Origin of the sequence: Acinetobacter lwoffii (assembly GCF_024129115.1) — a bacterium.
Classification (GTDB): Bacteria; Pseudomonadota; Gammaproteobacteria; order Pseudomonadales; family Moraxellaceae; genus Acinetobacter; species Acinetobacter lwoffii_T.
Genome location: NZ_JAMXXO010000010.1, coordinates 78,422 through 104,190, shown reverse-complemented (window position 1 = coordinate 104,190; position 25,769 = coordinate 78,422). Strand labels below are relative to the sequence as shown.

At 43.1% G+C, this 25,769-nt stretch carries 19 protein-coding genes and 1 pseudogene; 13 read left to right on the top strand and 7 right to left on the bottom strand.

Annotated elements, in window-relative coordinates; genetic code table 11:
- Together NI470_RS09420 and cynS are read right to left on the bottom strand one after the other, a co-directional pair.
- Positions 1-109, bottom strand: a pseudogene (locus NI470_RS09420) (IS5/IS1182 family transposase); the annotation flags it as partial.
- 187 nt (positions 110-296) lie between these two features.
- Positions 297-746: a cyanase gene (gene cynS / locus NI470_RS09415; protein WP_253148262.1), complete on the bottom strand. Its 450-nt coding sequence runs from the start codon at positions 744-746 to the stop codon at positions 297-299.
- 286 nt (positions 747-1,032) lie between these two features.
- Between cynS and NI470_RS09410 the strand changes: the two genes are divergently transcribed.
- The 4 genes from NI470_RS09410 (at position 1,033) to NI470_RS09395 (ending at position 5,332) form a co-directional block, all read left to right on the top strand.
- Complete coding sequence (locus NI470_RS09410) at positions 1,033-1,842, top strand: formate/nitrite transporter family protein (protein ID WP_004280337.1); 810 nt, start codon at positions 1,033-1,035, stop codon at positions 1,840-1,842.
- A 66-nt stretch (positions 1,843-1,908) separates the two neighbouring features.
- Positions 1,909-3,639, top strand: a complete 1,731-nt coding sequence (locus NI470_RS09405; protein WP_253148261.1) for a bifunctional protein-serine/threonine kinase/phosphatase — start codon at positions 1,909-1,911, stop codon at positions 3,637-3,639.
- Between the two features lie 227 nt (positions 3,640-3,866).
- A protein-coding gene (locus tag NI470_RS09400) for an IS3 family transposase (protein ID WP_253148260.1) occupies positions 3,867-5,026 on the top strand; the annotation gives its coding sequence in 2 pieces (ribosomal slippage) (positions 3,867-4,101 and positions 4,101-5,026; 1,161 coding nt in all).
- Positions 5,027-5,134: 108 nt separating this feature from the next.
- Positions 5,135-5,332: a hypothetical protein gene (locus NI470_RS09395; RefSeq protein ID WP_253148259.1), complete on the top strand. Its 198-nt coding sequence runs from the start codon at positions 5,135-5,137 to the stop codon at positions 5,330-5,332.
- 160 nt (positions 5,333-5,492) lie between these two features.
- Here NI470_RS09395 and NI470_RS09390 read toward each other — a convergent pair whose 3' ends face one another.
- Entirely contained in the window at positions 5,493-5,660 is a 168-nt protein-coding gene (locus tag NI470_RS09390) for a hypothetical protein (RefSeq protein WP_216986039.1), read from the bottom strand.
- 329 nt (positions 5,661-5,989) lie between these two features.
- Between NI470_RS09390 and NI470_RS09385 the strand changes: the two genes are divergently transcribed.
- Together NI470_RS09385 and NI470_RS09380 are read left to right on the top strand one after the other, a co-directional pair.
- Positions 5,990-6,907, top strand: coding sequence for a LysR family transcriptional regulator (locus NI470_RS09385; RefSeq protein ID WP_253148258.1), 918 nt, complete (start codon positions 5,990-5,992; stop codon positions 6,905-6,907).
- Between the two features lie 501 nt (positions 6,908-7,408).
- The gene (locus tag NI470_RS09380; protein ID WP_253148257.1) at positions 7,409-9,616 is read left to right on the top strand and encodes a TonB-dependent receptor family protein; all 2,208 of its coding nucleotides are present in this window, start codon (positions 7,409-7,411) and stop codon (positions 9,614-9,616) included.
- Between the two features lie 67 nt (positions 9,617-9,683).
- Here NI470_RS09380 and NI470_RS09375 read toward each other — a convergent pair whose 3' ends face one another.
- Positions 9,684-10,292: a MarC family protein gene (locus NI470_RS09375; RefSeq protein WP_253148256.1), complete on the bottom strand. Its 609-nt coding sequence runs from the start codon at positions 10,290-10,292 to the stop codon at positions 9,684-9,686.
- A gap of 28 nt (positions 10,293-10,320) precedes the next feature.
- Positions 10,321-12,357, bottom strand: a complete 2,037-nt coding sequence (locus tag NI470_RS09370) for a choline transporter (protein WP_420908921.1) — start codon at positions 12,355-12,357, stop codon at positions 10,321-10,323.
- A 270-nt stretch (positions 12,358-12,627) separates the two neighbouring features.
- Between NI470_RS09370 and betI the strand changes: the two genes are divergently transcribed.
- The 5 genes from betI (at position 12,628) to NI470_RS09345 (ending at position 19,817) form a co-directional block, all read left to right on the top strand.
- A complete protein-coding gene (gene betI, locus NI470_RS09365; RefSeq protein WP_253148255.1) occupies positions 12,628-13,206 on the top strand; it encodes a transcriptional regulator BetI in 579 nt (192 codons plus the stop codon).
- A 21-nt stretch (positions 13,207-13,227) separates the two neighbouring features.
- Positions 13,228-14,703, top strand: coding sequence for a betaine-aldehyde dehydrogenase (betB, locus tag NI470_RS09360; protein WP_121980144.1), 1,476 nt, complete (start codon positions 13,228-13,230; stop codon positions 14,701-14,703).
- A gap of 10 nt (positions 14,704-14,713) precedes the next feature.
- Positions 14,714-16,369, top strand: coding sequence for a choline dehydrogenase (betA, locus tag NI470_RS09355; protein ID WP_253148254.1), 1,656 nt, complete (start codon positions 14,714-14,716; stop codon positions 16,367-16,369).
- A gap of 128 nt (positions 16,370-16,497) precedes the next feature.
- On the top strand, positions 16,498-17,268 hold the full coding sequence (locus tag NI470_RS09350; RefSeq protein WP_253148253.1) for a TorF family putative porin: 771 nt from the start codon (positions 16,498-16,500) through the stop codon (positions 17,266-17,268).
- A gap of 341 nt (positions 17,269-17,609) precedes the next feature.
- Complete coding sequence (locus NI470_RS09345; RefSeq protein WP_253148252.1) at positions 17,610-19,817, top strand: OsmC domain/YcaO domain-containing protein; 2,208 nt, start codon at positions 17,610-17,612, stop codon at positions 19,815-19,817.
- A gap of 250 nt (positions 19,818-20,067) precedes the next feature.
- Here the strand turns inward: NI470_RS09345 and NI470_RS09340 are convergent, their stop codons facing one another.
- Together NI470_RS09340 and NI470_RS09335 are read right to left on the bottom strand one after the other, a co-directional pair.
- Positions 20,068-21,780: an electron transfer flavoprotein-ubiquinone oxidoreductase gene (locus NI470_RS09340; protein WP_253148251.1), complete on the bottom strand. Its 1,713-nt coding sequence runs from the start codon at positions 21,778-21,780 to the stop codon at positions 20,068-20,070.
- Positions 21,781-22,003: 223 nt separating this feature from the next.
- The gene (locus NI470_RS09335; RefSeq protein WP_004280319.1) at positions 22,004-22,840 is read right to left on the bottom strand and encodes an IclR family transcriptional regulator; all 837 of its coding nucleotides are present in this window, start codon (positions 22,838-22,840) and stop codon (positions 22,004-22,006) included.
- A gap of 501 nt (positions 22,841-23,341) precedes the next feature.
- On the opposite strand from NI470_RS09335, the gene NI470_RS09330 reads away from it, so the two are divergent.
- Together NI470_RS09330 and NI470_RS09325 are read left to right on the top strand one after the other, a co-directional pair.
- Complete coding sequence (locus NI470_RS09330) at positions 23,342-24,496, top strand: acyl-CoA dehydrogenase family protein (protein ID WP_004730987.1); 1,155 nt, start codon at positions 23,342-23,344, stop codon at positions 24,494-24,496.
- Between the two features lie 31 nt (positions 24,497-24,527).
- Positions 24,528-25,727 carry an acyl-CoA dehydrogenase gene (locus NI470_RS09325; protein ID WP_004646973.1) on the top strand — a complete coding sequence of 400 codons (1,200 nt, stop codon included), beginning with the start codon at positions 24,528-24,530 and terminating at the stop codon, positions 25,725-25,727.
- Positions 25,728-25,769: the final 42 nt, after the last annotated feature.

Genomic DNA, 25,769 nt, shown 5'->3' with positions numbered 1-25,769 from the left:
ATTGCGTAGCAGGATCAAACCAAATGGCAATATTTCCGCGACTCATGAGTGCTCGGTTATATGCGGGCCAATTGGTTGTGCGGTAGATTTTGTGTGTAGACTTCTTCATTTGAAAATTATATCGCTGAAAAAGCCTTTACAGATAGGTTTGTGCAACAAAGCCGTTTATATGTTTAATTTGAGATGAAAAAATTATATATATTTTAATAATGATTTTTAAAAAAATAAATGAATTTAATAAGTGTAGATAAAATAAAAGCCATTTTAATAATGGCTTTTATGCTTATGGTGGAGGATTAATAAGTTTTATAAGGTAAAAACTTTCCGGATAATACGACGTTCACCCGATCTCCGTTTGGATTATTCTCACGTTGAATATCCATATTGAAATCAATTGCACTCATAATTCCATCACCAAATTCTTCATGGATCAGTTCTTTAATAGTCATACCATAGACGCTGACAACCTCATACCAGCGATAAATCAGCGGATCTGTCGGCACGCTAGTTGGCAGAGAACCTTTATAGGGTGCGATTTGCAGCCAGGCGATGGCTTCATCAGTCAATCCAAATATTTCACCAATTTTTTCTGCCTGTTCTTTATTAAAAGCCATCTGACCCAAACATGCGGCTGTCACCCATTCTTTAGAAAGGCCTATTGTTTCAGCGACATCTGCCCATTTGATAGACTTTAAAACTTTCGCTGAAATAATCATGTCTGTCACTTGTTGACGATGGCTAATCATAATCTTCTCCAATAGCTATATTTAAAAAATGACCGCTATAGATAATGCAGAGATTGTGCCAATATAATTATAAGGATGAAATTTTAAAATAATTTATAGGATTTTTATTAGCCATTTAAAATAAGTGGCATGCTATTTGCTTTTATCTATATTAAATATGGCAACGGCGCCATAACACAATTGATCTGTTTGAATAATGCAAGGCAAAGACGCCTAGGGTTGAAATAGACCTTAGGCGTTTTTTATTTGCAAACAGGCAAGTAATTTATATAAAGGGGATAAAAATATGGCTTATCTTGCTCCTGCAGAGTTTGCAAAAAAAGTGGTCGATGCCGGTGAGGCAAAACTTCATATGGCCACGCGTGATGTTTTAATTCGTGCGTTTATGGCAGGCGCAATTCTGGCACTGGCAGCAGTATTTGCCGTGACGATTGCGGTACAAACAGGGGTGCCACTGATCGGTGCACTGCTATTTCCAGTCGGTTTCTGCATGTTGTATCTCTTGGGCTATGACCTGCTGACCGGGGTATTTGTATTGACTCCATTAGCCTGGTTAGACAAACGTCCTGGGGTAACGTGGGCCCGTATTTTAAAAAACTGGGGACTGGTTTTTTTAGGTAACTTTGCCGGATGTTTAACCGTGGCCGTGTTGATGGCCGCGGTCTATACCATGGGTTTCGCCGCTGAACCGAATGCGGTTGGGGTGAAAATTGCCCATATTGGGGAAGACCGGACTTTGGGCTATGCCGAATATGGTTTTGCTGGCTGGATGACAATTTTTATCCGCGGCATGCTGTGCAACTGGATGGTATCACTCGGGGTAATTGGCGCCATGATGTCAACCACAGTCAGCGGCAAATTCATCGCGATGTGGATGCCAATCATGCTGTTTTTCGCCATGGGCTTTGAACATTCAGTGGTGAATATGTTCCTGTTCCCATTTGCCATGATGATGGGCGGTGATTTCTCGATTACAGACTATTTTTTGTGGAATGAATTACCGGTTGCACTGGGGAATCTAGTGGGGGGGCTGGCACTGACAGGTCTGGCGCTCTATACCACGCATGTACGTACTGGCGATAAAAAAGAATTCTAATCTGAGCATGATGATTTATGCCTTGAGATTAAAGGGATCGATTCGATCCCTTTTTGAGTATTTAAAATGAATAAAAAATTAAAGATCAGTGTCGGGCAATATTCTTCCGCTGGAATCAAAGTACAGAATCAGGATTTCCATGGGGTCTATATTCCTGAAGGTCACGCGCTTAGCAGTAAGGGCATTGCCTGTGCAATAGCAGACGGGATCAGCAGCAGCAATGTCAGTCATATTGCAGCAGAAACTGCAGTCAGCAGTTTTTTATCGGATTATTACTCGACTTCGGAAGCATGGAGCACCCAAACTTCGGCAGCACGGGTCATTCGTGCGACCAATTCCTGGTTGTATGCACAAACCCAGCAAAGCCGCGGACGTTTTGATAAAGACCGGGGTTATATCTGCACCTTTAGTGCACTGATTTTGAAACAAAATAGGGCACATATCTTTCATGCAGGCGATAGCCGGATTTATCGCATTCAGACACAAGCCATTGAACAGTTGACGGCTGATCACCGCGTTTGCCTGTCATCAACGGAACATTATTTAAGTCGTGCACTGGGTGCCGACCATCGTATCGATGTCGATTATCAGCAGCTTGAATTATGTGAAGATGATTTCTTTATCTTGATGACGGATGGTGTCTATGAGTTTATTGATATGCAGCTCATATCGGAGATGCTGCAACAGCAACAACATCTGGATATCATTGCCAAGTCTATAGTCGAACTGGCCTTAAAGTGGGGTAGTGATGATAATCTCACCATTCAAATCATTAAAGTGGAACAGTTGCCTGATGAGGAATCCTTTCATATCAAGAGCCATGTTTTATTTCCGCAACAGCTGAGTCATGGCGACCTGTTTGAAGGTTATCGAATTGATAAAATCCTGCACCAAAATCATCGCAGCAGCCTCTATTTGGCGCATGATGAAGCAACACAAAATCAGCTGGTCATTAAAACCTTGTCTGTCGATGTGCAGGATGACCTGCAAGCGATGGAACAATTTCAGCTGGAAGACTGGGTATCGAAACGCTTAAAACATGAAAATCTGCTGCAATGTTATCCGCATAAGGGCAGCAAGAAGTTTTTATTTCAAAGTTATGAATATTTGCAAGGGGAAAGCTTAAGTCGCTGGCTGCATCGTCAAAAAACAGCTTTAACTTTACAGCAGTTGCTCCCGATCATTGAGCAGGTGGCCAAAGCACTGAATGCCATGCACCGTCTTGAAATGCTGCACCAGGATGTACGACCAGAAAATGTCATGCTGCTCGAACCAGCCGATACCTTGAAAGTAAAACTGATTGATTATGGATCGACTGCGGTCAGAGGTCTGGTTGAACTGAATCCCAAACACGCAGATGTTCCTTTGGGAACCTTGGCCTTTATGGCACCTGAGTATTTTATTGGACGCTCACCCTCAGTAAAATCAGATCAGTTCTCGCTGGCGGTGATGAGTTATTATTTATTAACCCGACAGTTGCCTTATGGGACGGACCTCGCGCGCTGCAAGACCGAAAAGGCCTTAAAGCAGGTTCGATATCATCCTCTCTATGAGTATCGACCGGATCTGCCACATGGCTTGGACGCAATCTTTAAAAAAGCGCTTTCCATTCGCCCGGAGCAGCGCTATGAAGCACTTTCAGCCTTTATATATGATCTGAAACACCCAGATATCAAATTTAAAAAATCAGTTTCACGCCCTATGCTTGAAAAGCATCCAGTCACTTTCTGGAAATCCTGCACAGCGATTCTTTTTTTGTTATTGCTCTGGGTGTTTGCACTATATTTTAGCCAATGAAAATAATCCAAATAAGCTGTTGAACGATTTTTTTTGACTGAAGTAAAAAATCAGATGTGATTTGAGCTGAGATGTAGTCAAAATATCTATTTATTCTTATTGCAGATTTTTCTATTTTTACGATGATTGACTCTGTGTTTTCGAAGATTATCCCTGATCCTAGACAAAATAATGGACAGCACGTCCCTCTAAAGATAACGTAACTTTAATCTTTGGAGATTCAAGAAATGGCTAAACGTTTTAGTCCCGAATTTAAACAGCAAGCGATTGATTATGCACTTTCAAACTCACACGAGTCTGTAGCTGCAATCGCCCAGAAATTAGGTGTGGGTTATTCAACATTAGATAAATGGATTCGTGAAACCAATCCGGCAGGTTCAAGCAAACGTCAACTTTCACCAGAACAACAGCGGATCGTGGAATTAGAGAAAGAAGTCAAACAGCTCAAGGAAGCCAATGACATCTTAAAAAAAGCGCATGTGTACTTTCTAACAGATCATGCCAAGAAAAGTACACGGTAATTCAAGATCTAGATATGAATGAAGTCACCGTATCTTCTGCCTGTAAATACCTAGGTGTCAGCACTTCAGGCTATTATGCCTGGCGAAAACGTCAAGCCAATACGGCACAGAAATATAATGACTTAAAAGCCGTATATTGGCAGCATCATGCACGATTGGGTGCACCTTCATTAGTACATGACATGCATGATTTAGGTTACAACATGAGCGAACGTACTATTGGAAGGATGCTAAAAAAGCTTGGTTTACGTAGCAGGATTGCGCGTAAATACAAGCATACGACTGATTCAACCCATCGTTTGCCTACAGCACCCAACTTGTTGGATCGCCAATTTACAGTTACTCAGCCTAATAAAGTCTGGACAACAGACATTACCTATATCCGCACTAAAGAAGGTTGGTTGTATTTATGTGTGATGCTAGATTTATTTAGCCGTCGTATCGTGGGGTGGCAAACCAGCCATCGAATAGACCGCCAGTTGGTGTGTGATACGTTTAACTATGCAATGGCTCGTCAGGGTTATCCAACTGGTGTTATGGTTCATTCGGACCAAGGCTCACAGTGCTGTAGTCGTGATTTTAGAGCGCTGTTACTGAAAAATGATTGTACTCAGAGTATGTCTAGACGTGGAAACTGTTGGGATAATGCAGTGACTGAAAGCTTCTTTCATACATTAAACGGTCATGTGGTACATGGCAGTGTGTTTTCGACTCGAAAAGAGGCGAATGCGGTCTTGTTTGATTATATTGAGATTTATTACAATCGGGTCAGAAGGCATTCTGCAAACGGCTGGTTAAGTCCAGAAGCCTTTGAACAGAAATATTTCAAGAATTTAGAGGGATCGATTGTCCACGATACTGTCTAGGATCACCCTATAAAATAGAAAGTGCAGTTAAAATCTAAGTAAGCATAAAAACATTGGAATAATAATTGCTTATTTTTAATACCATTAGAATAAAAAGGCAGATGAGAAATGAAAATTCAATTTTTTAAGCTGATTTTAATCTTGAGCAGCAGCATGGTGATGAGCCAAACCAGTCTCGCCGGAGATGGTGGCTTGCGTTTTGCTGAGAAAAATCAGGAAATAGCGGCACAAATTCAGGCCAAGAAAAAAACGGCAGAAATACAAGCGCAGCCCCTACAAGCAAAAGCCTCTACAGAAACGAAATAGTAAAATAGCACTCATCCAAGAAGGTGAGCTGTTCAGTTTAGATCAGATGTATAAGATGTGGTGATGCGAAAAACTAGTCCCTAACTTTTTTAATACTGAAAAAACTCCCCATCTATTTTTAAAAATGGGGAGTTTTTTGTATTTTTGAATCCTTGAAAATTTATTGATTCTGTTCTTCGTCCTGTCTTTCCTGACGCAGCTGATCACGTTGTCTCTGTGGATCATGAAGGCCTAATTGACCTCGCTGGATCTCACGATCCTGCTTTTCTTGAGGATCAAGTTGTTCTTCAGTGAGTTCTTCATCATTTCGATCGATTGGATTCGACATAGTCTTTCATCCTCTAAAATACTTTCTAATTTTTATTGTATGAGTGCAGCAAAATTATTCTGTGACTTTTATGCCTGAGTTAGTTTTCTATCTTGTTGCTGCTGTAAGTTTAATCAATATTTTATGGGTTATTTTAATGATGGTTAAGTTAACCAAGAAAATTAAATTAATGAAATTAAGGGAATAGTAATTTAAACCTACAAACCTAATAGTTGAATATATCTCATTATTCTGGTTTTGAAATGAGAAAAACTAAATAAAATAAGAAAAATGGGTTATGCTTAAGACAGATTAAGTGTCATCCGTCTTTTAAATTTCCGGTATTTTTCATGATAGAACTTCGCCATTTAAGAACTTTAACTGCTCTGCGGGAGCATGGTTCTCTGGTTGCAGCAGCAAGTGATTTATGTTTAACCCCATCAGCCTTGTCACATCAGCTACGTGAACTCGACCAATGGTTTGGCGTCGAAGTGGTCAATCGGCGTAGTCGCCCTGTGAGCTTTTCAAATGTTGGGGAGCGGTTGCTAAAACTGGCAGATGAAATATTACCGCAAGTTCAAATTGCACAGAGTGATATCAGCCGTATTGTGCATGGTCAGACCGGACGAATTGTTTTCTCCTCTGAATGTCATAGCTGTTTTGACTGGTTGATGCCGCTACTTAATCAATACCGGATGCAATATCCGGATGTAGACTTAGACTTTGCTTCAGGTTTTGAATCGAATCCGCATGAATTATTACAAACCGGAGAGTTTGATCTGCTGATTACGGCTGATCCGATTGCGCTCAAAGGCATTGAATATTTTCCGATTTTCGAATACGAATCACGCTTGGTTTTATCCAATACCCATCCGCTGGTACGTGCGAAAGAGATTACTGTTCAGGAACTTGCTGAAGAAACGCTGGTGACTTATCCGGTGGATAAACACCGTTTGGACATTATGTCGCGTTTGTTTATTCCAGCTAATATTCTACCAAAAGCCATTCGTACCACCGACTTGACCCAAATGCTGATTCAGCTGGTGGCAAGTGGTCGCGGGATTGGTGCATTACCCGATTGGGTGATAAATGAATATGAGCAGAAAGGCTGGGTGACATCACGCCGTTTAGACTGCGTGGCGCCTGAAGGCTTACGTCGAACTTTATACGCCGGCTATCGCACAGAAGAAAAGCAGAAAGATTATTTTGAAGGCTTCTTGAAACAGCTGGATCGGTTTTCCAAGAAAAGACAGGTCTATTACAGCTAATTTGCGAATAGTTAAATATATTTAGTCCGTTATTTTTAAAAATCCTGCATCGTCAGGATTTTTAAAAATTGATTGTTTTTCTCTCAAGGATTTCAATTTTTCTATAAGGTGATGAGGTTAATCTTGTCTACTTTAAATCAGAAAATATACAACTTCGGCCAACTTTCGAAATTAAAGAACTGGTTTGGTCGATTATAAATTTTTCCACTTATCACATTTTGCCAAGTGGAAATACATCTGTGCAGAATTAAATTACATATTATTAAATATCAGTTACTTAAAAATTAAGTTCTTGGAACTTGTGAGGATGTGGTTTTGATCTTGCAAGTTGATTTTTAATAAAAAGATTAAATAAAATGAAAAAACATACGCTGATCAGTCAATTTTTTGGCAGAAAATAACTCCTGAAAATAACAATGTTGATCTATGCTACAGCATAATTTTTAAACTGATTTCCTCTCATAAAACGGAATCACTTATACAGGACTGTATAAAATCGCCATGCACATGACAAAAATTCCTCTCAAGAAAAGCCCGCTGAGCCTCATGATTCTGTCGATTGTCTCAGGTCATCTTTATGCTGAAACTGCCGTAGAACCGGACAATGTTCAACAGCTGAATACTATTGTGATCAGCGCTGAGCAAAATGCCAATCCGCAGCAGCAATATCAGAAAGAGCTGGCTCAGGTTTCAGGAGGAACGAATTTCATTGGTGAGCAGCAATTAGAACAGCAGCGACTTGCAACCACAGCCGATGTGTTCCGTTTACAGCCAGGAATTTATGCCCAGTCTGCAGGGAATGAAGGTGCAAAAATATCGATCCGTGGCTCAGGAATCAACCGGACTTCAGGTGCACACGCATCCGGTACGCACGTCCTGATTGACGATATTCCATTTACCGGGCCGGGCGGTACAGCGTATGAACTGCTAGAACCCTGGTGGATTGATCATGTCGGGGTTTATCGCGGAGCCAATGGCTTTAAGCAAGGCGGACTGGCCTTAGGTGGAACAATCAACTATAGAACCAAGACCGGCGCAGATCAGGATGGCTCTGAACTCAAATATGAAATGGGCAGCCATGGTTATCAAAAATATCAGTTTAGTACCGGCCGAAAGCTGGATCAGATGGATTATTATCTGGCGCTGACGAGTACCCAGTTTGATGGAATTCAGGATCATGCTGAAGGCGATGGTAAGGGTCTGGCTTTTAATTTGGGCTATCAGATCAGTCCGGATATCGAAACCCGTTTTTATGCTCGTTACCGTGAGAGCAAGCATTTAACTCCAGGACGGATTACACAAGAACAGCTCAAAAATGATCCTGAAGCAGCGAATAGCTTTAATTTAGCGGTAGATGCCAAACGGATTCAGCCGGGCAGTACTTGGCTGGCCAATACCACGACCTGGAATTTACAGGATGATGCTAAACTGACCGGCAGTCTGGCTTATCATCATTATCCGCTGGATTTACGTGAAAGCAGTTATCGTACTAATGTCGATTATGAAGATATTACAGCGCGCTTCCAGTATGAAAGGCCTTATCAGTTTCTAGGTCTGGAGCATCAGGGGCGTATTGCCTTGCGCACTACCACACACCGCCCGGACAGTGGGGTTACTGAAACTTTAAGATTTAATACAGAAATTGGTAATCAAACGTATCCGGCAGACACAGTTACCCGCCGTTATACCTATCGTGGTTCAGACAACGTGCTGCAATTTAATCAGGAAACTACATTAAATGATCAGTTCAAATTAGATCTGGGATTGGCAGCTGTGTATACCCATCGGGAAAGTGAAGTGACTTATGCAAATATTATTCCCGACCCAGATTTAGGTCCTGATGTAGATCCTAAAGTCAGTCGTTATGAATGGAATTTTGCACCACGAGTTGGATTGACCTATCAGCCAAATGACTCTGTGCAATGGTTTGCCAATTTAAGCCGGAGTATTGAACCGGCACATCCTTGGGCAATGGCTTGGTCTTCACCTTATTACTATTCTAAAGACAGTGGAGCTGCATCAAATCGAGTACGTGCGCCAATCTATTTGGATACGCAAACCGCCAATAGTTTTGAACTGGGGGGGCGTGGACAATCAGGTTTTGGAGACTGGGCACTGAGCTACTATTATTCCAAGATTAAAAAGGAGCTATTGTCTTCTGAAATGATTAAAAATTACGGGAATGATTCTGATTCTACTACTTCAGAGGAAAGAATTAGTGTAGAAGCAAATGCGACACCAACGATTCATCAAGGGGTAGAGCTAAGTCTGGATACGCCATTGCATGAATCCGAATATGGCGAACTGCGTCTGCAACAGGCTTATACCCTTAGCGATTTTCAGTATAAAAATGATTCATTGTTTGGCAAGAACCAGTTGCCAGGAATCCCTAAACATCTGTATCAGGCTCAACTGAGTTATGCTTTGAATAATGGCCTCTATATTGGTCTGAATACCGAATATGCATCTAAAATGGCGCATGATTATGCTAATAGCCAATTCAGTGACGACTATCAGATCTGGGGCATTGACGTGGGTTATGCACCAGAACATCAATCATGGAAAACCTGGATCAACTTTAAAAATATCACCGATGAGAAATATGCTGCGGTCGTGATTCCTGGGCTAAATGATCAAGGTGCTGATGTAGCGCGATCTTCGCCAGGTGAAGGTTTTTCTACTTATGCCGGTGTGTCATTTAAATTTTAATTATTTAAAAATTAAAAAAAGAGCGGGCTATTTCCCGCTCTTTTTATTTACCCAATAAAATGATTGATCAGGTTTCTAAAATTCCGCTAACGCCTGTCACAATCATATCGATGGCAATGGTACCAATCAGAAGCGCTGCAACACGACCGACAATATCGACATACAGGTCAATATAGTTGGAATATTTATGCTGTAAATGATCATGCAGATATTTCATCAGGATCAGCAGGCTACAAGTCAGAAACAGCGTAGAAAAAATCACCAGAATGGTTTGCATTAAACTGAGCTGTATGCCGGTGATCACAGATGCCGAAATGGTACCCGGACCGATCATAAACGGCATGGCAATCGTGCCCGCCAGATGACTGGGCGCTCCACGCATCACGCCAATCGTATCAGCACCTTCAAAGACATAACGATAGCCGATCACCAAAAAGATAATACCGCCAAAAATCTGGAAGGACTCAAACCGTACATGCAAGACTTCATTAAAGAAGGCTTCACCGGTTTTTGCAAAAATGATGAACACAATAAAGCTGATCAGACTGCCTTGAATCAATGCCATGTTGAATACTTTTGCATCGGAATTACGGATAATTCCGAGCATGTAAATACTCATCAAAAATGGATTGAGCAGGGAGAAAAACAGGGCAAAGGCATTCAAACTTTCTGACATTATTGAGTCCTTACGTAGTTGAGAGATCCTAGATTTCACGATCCGGGAACAGCGGACGTTTACCTGGGCTAATACGGTTAATATGTAGATACATCATATGGCGTTCATATTTATCCAGGATGTCATTGATCACCTGTTCCTTACTGTAACCGACCAGATCGTTTCCCTGAGAGCCTTCAAACAGATAACTTTCCAGACGATAGTAATAACGTTTGGTTCGTTTACCACGTGAACTGAAATTTGGCGTGTCATAGCGTACCGGCCATATTTCGTAGACAAAGTTTTCTTCTTCATCGAGCTGAATGGTCAGATCCAGATGATACAGTTCAGGTTCTTCCTCCAGCGATTTTTCCTGAATATTGACTTGAATACCTTTGTCAATTAACTCGGTTGCAACGGCCTCAATGGCTGGTTTGCAAACATTGTCCAGCATGGTCCGCGTCTGGGACAGGCTTGGATGCAGCATGACCCGGCTCAGACGCTTCTTCCAGTTCAAAATATCCACATTACCGACCACAGGTGCCGCATTCAGGCTGGTGCTTGCCTGACGAAAATCCTCCAGACGCAAGGACTTATAGAGTCCCGCCATCACAAAGAAAATGACGAAACTAAAAGGCAGACCCATAATAATTGTGGTGTTCTGTAATGCTGTCACGCCATTCGCCATGAGCATTGCCAAAGTCAGCAAACCGATGGCAATGGCCCAGAACACACTGAGCCAGCGCGGTGAATCATGCTCAATATTAGTGAATTTGGTCGTGAAATTTCCCAATACCAATGCCCCTGAATCCGCTGAGGTCACATAGAACAGCAAGCCGGTAATAGTGGCGACACCTGCAGTAAACATAAAGCCTGGATACTGCGCCAAGAGATCATAAAAACCATGTGCCGGATTTTCTAAAACTGTCGTAGCAAGTTGAGTATTACCATCAAAAATCACGTTGTATAAAGCACTGTTACCGAAAATAGACAACCATGTCAGGGTAAATAACAGAGGAATAACCAAAGTGCCCGTGACAAATTCGCGAATGGTACGACCACGCGAAATACGAGCCAGGAACAAACCGACAAAAGGTGACCAAGCGATCCACCATGCCCAGAAGAATAGGGTCCAACTATTCATCCACTCTTTCGGTTGTTCAAAAGGAAAACTGCTTAAAGAAAGCTTCGGGAACTGGCTGATATAGTCACCAAAATTCTGGATCAAGGCGGCTAATAAAAACTCGGTATTTCCTACAAACAGAATGAATAGCAACAGCCCAATTGATACATAGATATTAATTTCAGACAGGATCCGGATGCCTTTATTGACACCCGCAGTGACTGAAATAATAGTAATAATCACAGCAACGGTGATGAGTGCAGTTTGAATCCAGATATTTTCTGGTACATCAAAAAGCACATGCAGGCCATAATTTAATTGTACAACGCCAATACCGCAGGTCGTGGCAATCCCGAAAATCGTGCCGAGTACTGCAGCCGTATCCACAGTATGGCCAATTGGACCATTAATTCTTTTTCCAAAAATAGGATAGAGTGCTGATCGAATGGTGAGCGGTAAATTGTAGCGATAGCTGAAATAACCTAGCGCGACCCCAATCAGCGCATACATACTCCAGCCAGTTAAACCGTAGTGAAACAGGGTCCACACCATGGACTGGCGCGCAGCTTCAAAAGTTTCACCTTCGCCCACAGGTGGATTCATATAGTGGGAAAGCGGTTCCGCCACCGAGAAAAACATCAGGTCAATCCCGATCCCGGCAGAAAATAGCATCGCCGACCAACTCAGCAGGCTAAATTCTGGTTTGGAATGTTTAGGGCCGAGTTTAATCTCGCCATAACGGGAACAGGCGATAAAGACGATAAAAACCAGATACAGCGTTGCCGCCAGCAGATAATACCAGCTAAAGGTACGACTAACCCAGTTTAAGATATTGATAATGACTTGATTGGCTTGTTCATTAAATAAAATGGTGATGATAGAAAACAGCAGAATAAGCGTCGCCGAAAAATAAAAAACTACTTTATTCAGACCATCTTGCATCTCTTCTTTTTTCTTTTGCATAAATCCATGACCATCGTGTTGTTGCCGGATGATCTACAGTGCAGTGTGATTTAAAAGCAAAAGCCTGCGGTAAAGCTTCCTTGTTTTCGTGAATTACAAACTTTTGCAAATCCAAAACAAACTGCGCTGTACATCAAGGGTGAGCTGGCACTATAATTTTTATTAATTGAACGTTCAATTAAAAAAGCGTTTATGAATTGTTACATCATTCAGCTATTTGCTTTAGCAGAGTGACTTTCTATTGTTATATCCGTTATTCAGGTTAGTCTTATGCCAAAAGTTGGTATGCAACCGATCCGTCGCCAGCAACTGATCGATGCCACCTTAGCTGCAGTGAATGAGCTAGGTTTTGCAGAAGCTTCAATTAGTCAGATTGCTCAGAGGGCAGGTGTCTCAACTGGCATCATAAGTCATTATTTTCAAGGTAAAAATGGCTTGATTGAAGCCACAATGCGTTACTTATTGCAGCAATTGGGTAAATCTGTTGCACAGATAAAGATACAGGTTGATGACTTACCGGAGCAGCGCTTGTTAGCGATCGTACGTGGTAATTTTGCTGCTCCACAAACGGATAAGGCGGCCATGAAAGTCTGGTTGGCGTTCTGGGCTAGCAGTTTGCACCAACCTGAATTACACCGTTTACAGCAGATCAATCATTACCGTTTACATTCCAATCTTAAATACGAATTCATGAAAAAGTTAAATAAAGACCAGGCAGAGAAAGCCGCTCAAGGTCTGGCAGCATTGATTGACGGATTCTGGTTAAGAGGTGCTTTGGTAAATGGCGAAATTGACCCAGAACTGCCGATTGAACTGTGTAGTAAATATATCCGGCAACAACTCAAATAACCCACCTGCGAGGAAATTCCATTGACAACATTCAAACTGCAACGTCCTTATATTCATGGACAATATGTCGATGCAACGTCCAATAGCACGTTTCAAACGATTAATCCTGCAACAGGCGAAATTCTGGCAGACGTGCAGGTATGTACGCGAAAAGATATCGATCGCGCTGTTGAATCGGCACAACAAGGACAAAAAGTCTGGGCAGAAATGACGGCGATTCAACGTTCCCGTATTTTGAACAAGGCTGTTGCCATCCTCCGTGAACGTAATGACGAGCTGGCGCGTTTAGAAAGTCTCGACAGTGGTAAAGCTTTCAGTGAAACATCCACCGTCGATATTGCGACAGGTGCAGATGTACTCGAATACTATGCAGGTATTTTGCCAGCATTAGAAGGCCAGCAAATCCCGCTCAGAAGCAGTTCGTTTGTTTATACTCGCCGTGAACCTTTGGGTGTGGTTGCCGGGATTGGTGCATGGAATTATCCGGTTCAAATTGCCTTATGGAAATCTGCACCTGCACTGGCAGCAGGCAATGCCATGATCTTTAAAGCCAGTGAAGTGACGCCTTTAACTGCATTAAAACTGGCAGAAATTTATACTGAAGCAGGTGTGCCGCATGGTGTCTTTAATGTGGTTACCGGCAGTGGTGAAATTGGTGGTTATCTGACTTCGCATCCTGATATTGCCAAAGTGTCGTTTACCGGTGGCGTTTCTACCGGCAAAAAGGTCATGGCGCAAGCTGCAAATTCTAGCCTGAAAGAAGTCACGATGGAGCTGGGCGGTAAGTCTCCGCTGATTATCTGTGAAGATGCCGATCTGGATTTGGCGGCCGATATTGCCATGATGGCCAATTTCTATAGTTCTGGTCAGGTGTGTACCAACGGTACTCGCGTATTTGTGCCTTTGGCATTGAAAGCAGAATTTGAAGAAAAGATTTTGCAGCGTGTTGAACATATCCGTATGGGTGATCCACTTGATCCTGAAACCAATTTCGGTCCGGTTTCCAGCTTTGAGCATATGGAAAAAGTGCTGGGCTATATCGAAAAAGGCAAGATAGAAGGGGCACGCCTATTATGTGGCGGCGGCCGTGCTAAGGATGAACAGTTTGTCCAAGGAGCTTATGTCCTGCCAACCGTATTTACCGACTGCCGTGATGACATGACCATTGTACGTGAAGAAATCTTCGGTCCAGTCATGAGCATCCTGAGTTATGACACCGAGCAAGAAGCCATTCGTCGTGCCAATGATACCGATTATGGTCTGGCTGCAGGTGTCGTCACACCAGACTTAGCCCGTGCACACCGAATTATTCATCAGGTAGAAGCGGGTATCTGCTGGATCAATACCTGGGGTGAATCGCCTGCAGAAATGCCTGTCGGTGGTTATAAACATTCCGGTGTTGGACGTGAAAATGGGCTTGTGACCTTGCAGCATTACACCCAGACCAAATCGGTTCAGGTCGAACTCAGTCCTTTCCAATCTGTATTTAGCGCATAAGGGGGATTTGATGAATTACGACTATATTATTATCGGTGCGGGCTCTGCGGGTAATGTTCTGGCAGCGCGTTTAACTGAAGATCCGGATGTAAAAGTCCTGTTGCTGGAAGCGGGTGGGCCGGATTACCGTCTAGACTTCAGAACACAAATGCCGGCTGCATTGGCTTATCCATTACAGGGACGACGCTATAATTGGGCCTATCTGACCGATCCTGAACCACATATGAATAACCGTCGTATGGAGTGCGGGCGCGGCAAGGGTCTGGGCGGTTCTTCATTAATTAACGGCATGTGTTACATTCGTGGTAATGCTATGGATCTGGAACAGTGGGCCAGCCTGAAGGGGCTAGAACACTGGAGCTATGCTGAATGTCTGCCGTATTATAAAAAAGCTGAAACGCGCGATATTGGCGGCAATGATTATCATGGTGACTCTGGACCGGTTTCGGTGGCAACACCTAAAAATGGCAATAATGAACTGTTCCATGCCATGGTCGAGGCAGGTGTACAGGCCGGCTATCCACGTACTGATGACCTGAATGGCTATCAGCAGGAAGGTTTTGGACCGATGGACCGTACCGTAACGCCGCAAGGCCGTCGTTCCAGTACAGCACGTGGTTATCTGGATATGGCCAAAGACCGGGATAATCTCACGATTATTACCCACGCTATGACCAACCGGATTTTGTTTAATCGTAATCAGGCAATTGGTGTGGAATATTTTGAAGGACAAAATACCTTACAGCCGATTCAGGTCTTTGTGGATCGTGAAGTTTTATTATGTGGTGGTGCGATTGCCTCACCGCAAATCCTGCAACGCTCCGGTGTAGGTCCAGCCGAACTGTTAAAAAGTCTGGATATTCCTGTGGTTCAGGATTTGCCAGGCGTTGGTGAAAATCTGCAGGACCATCTGGAAATGTACCTGCAATATAAGTGCAAAAGACCGGTTAGCTTATATCCGGCACTCAAGTGGTATAACCAGCCCATGATTGGTGCGGAGTGGCTGTTTTTAGGTAAAGGTATTGGGGCCAGTAACCAGTTTGAAGCCGGTGGTTTTATCCGCTCCTCAGACGAATTTGACTGGCCCAATATCCAGTATCATTTCCTGCCTGTGGCCATTAATTATAATGGCACCAATGCCATTCATGAACATGGTTTTCAGGCTCATGTGGGCTCTATGCGTTCGCCGTCACGTGGCCGTGTTCGTCTGAAATCCAAAGACCCGTTTGAGCATCCAAGTATTCTGTTCAACTATATGAGTACCGAGCAGGACTGGCGTGAATTCCGCGATGCCATCCGCATTACCCGGGAAATCATGCATCAGCCGGCATTAGATCCCTATCGTGGTGAAGAAATCAGTCCGGGAAAACATCTACAAACAGATGCTGAAATTGATGAATTTGTTCGTAATCATGCAGAAACCGCGTATCATCCATCGTGTAGCTGTAAAATGGGTGAGGATGACATGGCGGTTGTCGATGGTTATGGACGCGTACATGAAATGCAGGGTCTGCGCGTGATTGATGCCTCGATCATGCCTTTGATCATTACCGGCAACCTCAATGCAACTACGATTATGATCGCTGAAAAACTGGCAGACCATATTCGTGGCAAGCCTGCTCTTGCGCCTTCATCTGCACCTTTTTACAAGGCGCCTCGCGCTTAAATCATGGTTTTATTCCTGTTGTCTAGCAAAGCAGGAGTAAAGCGAATTTCAATTTTGTCCCAAAGCGGAGATAAAACCTCGACTGCTTTCGATTTTATCTCCGCTTTGCTTAATACATTTTATATTTTATGAAAATATTCAATCAAACAGTGCTGTTTGGCTGCGCTGCTGTTTCAAGTTTTTACTGTTATGCCGATGATGCGGAAGTAAAAAAAATAGAAGCAAGCGGAAACTTGAGTGTGGTCTCCAAATACGTCTCCCGCGGTTTGACCAATGCGCCTGAAAATGACGACGTTGCTGTACAGGCTGCATTGAATCTGGCTTATGGTAATTTTTATGTCGGATATTGGGGATCTACGCTTGGATACTCTTATGCAGAAGTGCAGGGGCGTCAGGGACATCGTTCAGACAAATTCGAGCATAACTTTCTGCTGGGTTATACCCATAGCAGCGAAAATTATGATTGGGATCTATGGAACGCAACCTATTATTATCCGGGCGGCAAGCATACTACCGGAAATGAGCTGGGTTTAAATATAAGTCGTGCATTGAATGATCAGACCAGTATTGGCGCCAGTGTATCGACCTATCTGTATGATGTGGCTTATGCCAATCAGGGCGATACTTTTTATACGCTTAACCTGAATCATCAGTTGAATGATCGCCTGAATGCCAGCATTACAGCAGCAGGAAGCTATTTTAACGATGAAGGCAAATATGAGGGCGGTGAACTGGGCGATACCGAAAAGCAGTTTGCCTTTCGTTATGCTTCTGCCGGACTCAGTTATGCGCTTTTACCGCAGTTGAGTATGTCAGGTGAATATATCTTTGGCGGTTATGACCGCTATGATGACAAGCAGCGTAATCTTGCAGTATTTGCACTGAGTTATGATTTTTAAAATTATGAAATCATTCAGACTAGGCGGGTGAAAATCTGCCTTATCTGCAACTTTGATTAATAGTATAAGCCATGACTTGAAGTTGATTCATGCTCCGGCAGCTCAGGAAAGACTGAGGATCTGGTTTAATCTGCCAGAATTTCAGACAAATATTATCAATTTCATAAAATAATTCTATAATAGCGCCCATTCTCGGCAGCGTTATCCAGACACTTCGTCAAATGGTATAACCTGACCATTTTCTATTTTTCATTCAAGTTCTCCTCCGTGAACCGGCTTGTATATTCAGATTCAGCATCTTATCTGTCCGTGACGGCACATAAGAATATTTAGGTATCCACATGGAAATTAAGGTCAATTATCTCGATAATCTTCGTCAGGAAGCCAAGTTCGATGACTTCACGGTAATCGCCGATCAGCCGATCCGCTATAAAGGCGATGGTTCGGCACCCGGCCCATTCGATTATTTTCTGGCATCTTCAGCTTTATGTGCGGCTTATTTTGTCAAAGTCTATTGCGCGGCACGTGATATTCCGACCGACAATATCCGCCTATCTCAAAACAATATCGTTGATCCTGAAAACCGATATAAACAGATTTTTAAAATTCAGGTGGAACTACCGGCTGATATTTCTGAAAAAGACCGCCAGGGAATTTTACGTTCGATCGACCGTTGTACCGTCAAAAAAGTAATTCAAACCGGTCCTGAATTTGTCATTGAAGAAGTAGAAAGTATCGATGCAGATGCTCAGGCCTTGTTAATGCCAAGTCTGGCTTCTGACCATACGACTTTCATTCCGGGTAAGGACCTTCCGCTGGAAGAAACGATTGCCAATATGTCTGCCATTCTGGCAGGCCTTGGCATGAAGATTGAAATCGCGTCTTGGCGTAATATCGTGCCGAATGTGTGGTCGCTACATATCCGTGATGCGCAGTCACCAATGTGCTTTACCAATGGTAAGGGTTCGACCAAAGAAAGTGCGCTGGCATCTGCCTTGGGCGAATTTATTGAGCGTCTGAATTGCAACTTTTTCTATAACGACCAGTTCTGGGGTGAGGATATTGCCAATGCCGAATTTGTGCATTATCCAGATGAAAAATGGTTCCAGCCAGGTCCAAATGGCGAACTACCTGCAGAAGTTTTAGATGAACATACCCGTGAAATTTATGATCCTGAAGATGAATTATTGGGTATCCATCTTTACGACACCAACTCTGGTAATAAAGCACGTGGCATCTGTTCATTGCCATTTGTACGTCAGTCTGATGGTGAAACCGTTTATTTCCCGTCGAATCTGATCGAAAACCTTTACTTAAGTAACGGGATGAGTGCCGGCAATACCTTGGCTGAAGCGCAAGTACAATGTCTTTCTGAAATTTTCGAACGTGGGGTAAAACGCGAAATTCTGGAAGGTGAACTGGCACTACCGGATGTGCCTGAACATGTTCTGGCAAAATATCCAAAAATTGTTGAAGGCATTAAAGGCCTAGAAGAACAGGGCTTCCCGGTTCTGGTCAAAGATGCATCTTTAGGCGGTCAGTTCCCGGTCATGTGTGTCACCTTGATGAACCCACGTACCGGCGGTGTATTTGCCTCATTTGGTGCCCATCCAAACTTTGAAGTGGCTTTGGAACGCAGTCTGACTGAGTTATTGCAAGGCCGTAGTTTTGAAGGTCTGAATGATCTGCCAAAACCAACCTTTAGCAGTAATGCCGTGACTGAACCAAATAACTTCGTCGAGCATTTCATCGACTCGAGCGGTGTAGTGTCTTGGCGTTTCTTCAGCGCGAAATCAGATTATGATTTTGTCGAGTGGGATTTCACTAATAACGGTCAAAATTCGAATGCGGACGAAGCTCAGGAATTATTCACGATTCTGGAAGACATGGGCCATGAAGTTTATATGGCGGTGTATCACCATCTAGGTGCAACAGCTTGCCGTATTCTGGTACCGGGCTATTCGGAAATCTATCTGGTAGAAGATCTGGTTTGGGACAATACCAACAAGGCTTTGTTATATCGTGAAGATATCCTGAATCTGCATCGACTGGATGATGAACAACTGCAAGCATTGGTTGAGCGTCTGGAAGAAGCAGATGAGGATGACTATACCGAAATCAAAACCTTGATCGGTATCGAGTTCGATGAAAATACTGAATGGGGCCAACTCACTATTCTGGAACTGAAACTGCTGATTTATGTGGCTTTGCAGCAATTTGAAGAAGCCAAAGATCTGGTTGAGCAGTTCCTGCAGTTCAATACCAATACCGTTGAACGTGGCCTGTTCTACCAGTGCATGAATGTCGTTCTGGAAGTCATTCTGGATGATGAAATGGAACTGGATGATTATGAGCACAACTTCCGCCGTATGTTTGGTGATGCCCGTATGGATGCCGTTCTAGGTTCAATCGAAGGCACAGTTCGTTTCTATGGTTTGACCGAAACCAATATGCAGCTTGAAGGACTGGACCGTCATTTACGCCTGATTGACAGCTATAAGAAATTGCATGCAGCACGCGCCAAGTTTGTAGCAAATCAAAAATCTTAATGAATGACTAAAATTTTTCGTCATTGGTTTTAAATTTTAAAGATGGCTTAGCTCATTTTGGTTAAGCCATTTTTATATCCAGTACGCTATAAAATCTTTTCTATTATTTCTATTCTAACTTATTAATTCCAGCTCCCGAGGGAGCTGGGATTACCTAAAAAATTAAAGTGAAGTGTTAATACTAACTGCTTCAAGAGTGGGTATATGAATGTGAGAAATAGATGTATTTTTCTCATTCACAGGAATTACCTTACATATTCGGGTAATTCGGACCACCACCACCTTCCGGTGTCACCCAGGTGATGTTCTGGGACGGATCCTTGATGTCACAGGTCTTGCAGTGTACACAGTTGGCTGCATTGATCTGGAAACGTTTCGAACCGTCATTATTTTCCATGATTTCATACACCCCTGCCGGGCAGTAACGCTGTGCAGGCTCATCCCATGTCGGCAGGTTGACTTCCACCGGAATTGAAGCATCGGTGAGTTTCAAATGTGCTGGCTGGTTCTCTTCATGCACGGTATTCGATACAAACACTGAAGACAGACGGTCAAAGGTTAGCTTGCCATCCGGTTTTGGATAGTTTGGCTTGAAGCTTTCAGCTGCCTGGGTTTTTAGCGCAGCATGGTCTTGAACCAGATCATGCAAGGTAAAAGGCACTTTAAATACGTTCTGGTCGATGAAGTTAAAGGCACCACCGATCCATTGACCGAACTTGTGCATTGCCGGGCCAAAGTTACGCGAGTTATACAGCTCTTCTTTTAGCCAGCTGTTGTTGAACTTGTCGATATACGCCGTGAGTTCTTTCACGAAGAAATCTTCACCCTCTACAACACGCGCCACCGCCAGATCACCGCCTTTTTCTACACCAGCAGCAATCGCTTCAAATACCGCTTCACCGCAGAGCATGCCGGATTTCATGGCTGTATGAGAACCTTTGATCTTGGCAAAGTTCAGGAAGCCGGCATCATCACCAATCAATGAGCCGCCCGGGAAGGTGAATTTTGGTAATGAGTTAAAACCACCTTTGGTCACAGCACGCGCACCATAAGAAATACGCTTACCACCTTCCAGATACTGCTTGATCAATGGATGGGTTTTCCAGCGCTGCATTTCCATGAAGGGATACATATGCGGGTTGGTGTAAGACAGATCTACGATCATGCCCAGAGTCACCTGGTTATTCTCAGCATGGTATAACCACCAGCCACCTGAAGAACCAGTTTCATTCAATGGCCAGCCGGCACCATGCATCACCAGACCCGGTTTATGCTTGGCAGGATCGATTTCCCAAAGCTCTTTAATGCCGATGCCGTAATGCTGTGGATCCGCATCCTTGTCCAGGTTGAACTTCTGGATCAGACGTTTACCTAAGTGACCACGACAGCCTTCAGCGAAAATTGTGTATTTGGCATGCAGTTCATAACCCGGGGTAAAGTTATGCGTTGGTTCGCCATCTTTACCAATACCCATATCACCGGTTTGGATGCCTTTGACTGTACCATCGGCATGATACAGAATTTCAGACGCGGCAAAGCCCGGAAAGATCGACACTTCCAGTTCTTCCGCTTTCTGGCCTAACCAGCGCACCACATTGCCCAGTGAAATGACATAGTTGCCATCGTTATGCATGGTTTTAGGCACCATCCAGTGCGGTGCTTCCTGTGATTTTTCATCTGACAGCAGGAAGAAGGTTTTATCTTCAGTCACCGGGACATTCAGCGGGGCACCCTGTTCTTTCCAGTCCGGGAACAGCTCGTTCATGGCACGCGGTTCAAGTACCGCACCAGACAGAATATGCGCACCGACTTCGGAGCCTTTTTCTACGACACAAACGGACAAATCGTTTAAGTTGTTTTCAATTGCAAGTTGACGGATTTTGATCGCAGCAGAAAGACCCGCAGGGCCTGCGCCTACGATGACGACGTCAAACTCCATCGATTCTCTTGTTATATCTTCCATAATATAAAATCCAATTTCGCTATACGATATTTATAGCATTATCTAAATCGGTTATGAAGCTTATTTTTGATCTTTTTATTTGGAATAGGAATTTATCTTTTTTAAATCTTATCTATTTCGCAGCATTAAAAAGGTTTGCTGAGAATTCTGGATAAAGGAAGAAGATGTGTAGATTGGGTATTCAATAAAAGAGCGACTTAATGTCGCTCTGATAATTAATTTTTTATATGTTATTGAGATTCATTGCAATATTATTCACCATGTGAATCAGACGCGGTCCAATTTCATTTTCCAGTTTTTCCTGATTTAACAGATAACTTGGGGCACCACAGTTAAACGTTAATATCCCATGTTTGGGGTGAACCAACGGAACTGCCACGGAATTCACATCCTTAGCCCAGTCACCTAAAGACAGACAGTAGCCATAATCCTGATAATCACGGATTGCACGTTCCAGATTACGCTTGATGGTTGGCCACTGATCTTCGTTTCTTTTCTTGATGGCATCAAATAAATATTCGCGTTCCTTCACATCCATCGCTGCCAGACAGGCCCGTCCCATGGCACTGCTATGAATCGGTAAAGTCGAACCGACAGGGCGGCGCATGGTTAGCGTCGATTCTGTATGTACCACTTCCAGATAAATCATGCTCAAACGGTCACGGGTAGCCATTGCCACAGGGGCTTGGGAATAACGGGACATTTCTTCCATAAACGGATAAGCCTGAGTCCGTGCAGAAATATTACTCAAAGCTGCATAACCCAAAGCCAATACGCCAACATCCAACAGATATTTCGTGGTATTCGGTAGTTGTTTTAAATAACCTAAAGAAACCAGGGTGCTGGTAATACGGGCCACAGTTGGCTTGGGTAAGTTGGTTAATTGTGCAATTTCCTGATTGCCAAGCAATTGATTGGTCGCTGAAAAGCAACGCAAAATTTCTAATCCACGCGCAATAGATGCAATAAATTGAGGATTATTTTCTCTATGAATATGTGAAATCGGATCTAAACGGATTTCATCAAAGTTGGGAATTTCACCAGTTTTATTTTTTGTCATGGTCAGGGCAATTAAAGTTAAATTAATGAATATGATAGCAACATAATTTCACGATACAAAATAAAACACTTCTACAAAAGATAAAATATAGGAAAAGTGTCGAAATTATTTGTGGTCGGAAAGAATTTTGTTACTCAAGTTTAAAGACAACATAAAATCATCTAGTTTTTAGGTTTAATACGTAGCCAACACATTTAAGAAGTTTCGATTTCTCCGAAAGAGTCAGTGACCGATAAGTATTACAGCAAGAAAAAAGGTTTAATTATCTATTCAAAAAAACTGATAAATAAAACAATTATTCATCAAAATATTTCGTATCGTGAAATTAAATCTTAAACATAAATCAACTGGAATACCAGAAAAATTTCATTTTTTAGTTAAAACATAAAATTTTTAATAATTCTACTTGCTCAAAATGATTTTATATGATTATTTATTTCGTAATACGAAACAAAAATAAGGGTAAAGGAATTTACCTAAATTATATCCATGGAGATTCATATGATTCGTGATCCGGAAATGCTAGACCAACTTCTGTCAACGATTCGCGATTTTGTAAAAAATGAACTGGTGCCTCTTGAGCATGAAGTAGAAGAGAACAACGCCATTCCTGAACATATTGTGGAACAGATGAAAGAGCTGGGCTTGTTTGGCCTGACGATTCCTGAAGAATATGGCGGTTTAGGCATTACCATGGAAGAAGAAATTCTGGTCGCGATGGAGTTAGGTCATACATCAGCTGCATTCCGCTCTTTAATTGGTACTAACAACGGCATTGGCTCAAGTGGCATCATTATCGACGGTACAGAAGAACAAAAACAGAAATATTTACCGCGTTATGCAACGGGCGAAATTATTGGTTCATTCTGTTTGACCGAACCGGATTCCGGCTCAGACGCTGCTGCTTTAAAAACCAGTGCAGTCAAAGACGGCGATTATTATATTTTAAACGGAACTAAACGCTTTATCACCAATGCACCACGTGCCACGACATTTACCGTGATGGCACGTACCAATCAAGAGATTAAAGGTGCGAGCGGTATTTCAGCATTTCTAGTCGAAGCAGGCACACTTGGTTTAAGCCTAGGTAAAATTGACAAGAAAATGGGCCAACATGGTTCCTATACCTGTGATGTAATTTTTGATAACTGTAAAGTGCATAAAGATCAGCTGATTGGCGGTGTAGAAGGGATTGGCTTCAAAACAGCAATGCGCGTTCTAGATAAGGGCCGTCTGCACATTGCCGGTTATAGCGTCGGCATGGCAGAGCGTATGCTGGAAGATGCACTTAACTATGCAGTGGAACGCAAACAGTTTGGCCAGCCCATTGCGAATTTCCAGCTAATCCAAGGTATGTTGGCAGACTCCAAAGCCGAGATTTATGCAGCCAAATGTATGGTGCTGGATGCTGCGCGTCTACGTGATGCTGGCCAAAATGTTACGACTGAAGCCTCTTGTGCCAAAATGTTTGCAACTGAAATGTGTGGTCGAGTTGCTGATCGCTGTTTGCAGATTCATGGTGGAGCGGGTTATATCAGTGAATATTCAATTGAACGTTTCTACCGTGATGTGCGTCTGTTCCGTTTATATGAAGGAACCACACAAATCCAGCAAATTATTATTGCGCGTGAAATGATTAAACAAGCAACCGCCTAATCTCATAATTTTAAAATAAGGAAATATTAAAATGACGACAAAAATTAGATTTGATTGGCAAGACCCGTTTTTAATCGAACAGCAACTGACGTCAGAAGAGCGCATGATCCGCGATGCAGCGGCAGCGTACTGTCAAGACAAACTGATGCCGCGGGTACTGGAACAGTTCCGCCATGAAAAAACCGATCCGGCTATTTTCCGTGAGATGGGTGAACTTGGTCTGCTAGGCCCAACCATTCCGGAACAGTACGGTGGTGCAGGTTTAAATTATGTCAGTTATGGTCTGATTGCCCGTGAAGTTGAACGTGTCGATTCAGGTTATCGCTCAATGGCCAGCGTACAAAGCTCTTTGGTGATGGTGCCAATTAATGAATTTGGTTCTGAAGAGCAAAAGCAGAAGTATTTACCAAAATTAGCAACCGGTGAATATATTGGTTGCTTCGGCTTGACCGAGCCGGATCATGGTTCGGATCCGGGCAGCATGATTAGCCGTGCTAAAAAAGTCGAGGGTGGTTACCGTTTAACTGGCGCAAAAATGTGGATTACCAATAGTCCGATTGCCGATGTATTTGTAGTTTGGGCCAAAGAAGTTTCTGCCGAAGGTAATATCGGTGACATTCGTGGCTTTATTTTAGAAAAAGGCTGGGAAGGGCTTTCTGCTCCAACGATTCACGGCAAGGTGGGTCTACGTGCCTCAATCACCGGTGAAATTGTAATGGATAACGTCTTTGTTCCAGAAGAAAATGCATTTCCGGAAGTTCGCGGTTTAAAAGGGCCTTTTACCTGCTTGAATAGTGCACGTTACGGGATTGCCTGGGGTGCCATGGGAGCTGCAGAGTTCTGCTGGCATACCGCACATCAATACACCATGGACCGTAAACAGTTTGGTCGACCACTCGCTGCGAATCAGCTGATCCAGAAGAAACTGGCAGATATGCAAACTGAAATTGCACTCGGTTTGCAGGTGGCTTTACGTTTTGGCCGCATGAAAGATGAGGGCATTGCGTCAGTTGAAGGTACGTCTTTAATTAAGCGTAATAACTGCGGCAAGGCGCTGGATATTGCCCGTTTGGCCCGTGACATGATGGGTGGAAATGGCATTAGCGATGAATTCGGTGTAGCCCGTCATCTGGTTAATCTGGAAGTGGTAAATACCTATGAAGGTACCCATGATGTACATGCCCTGATTTTAGGTCGTGCACAAACCGGAATCGCAGCCTTTTGCAACTAAACCTGACATCAACTTCTAGCCAGCATTGCTGGCTAGATTGTT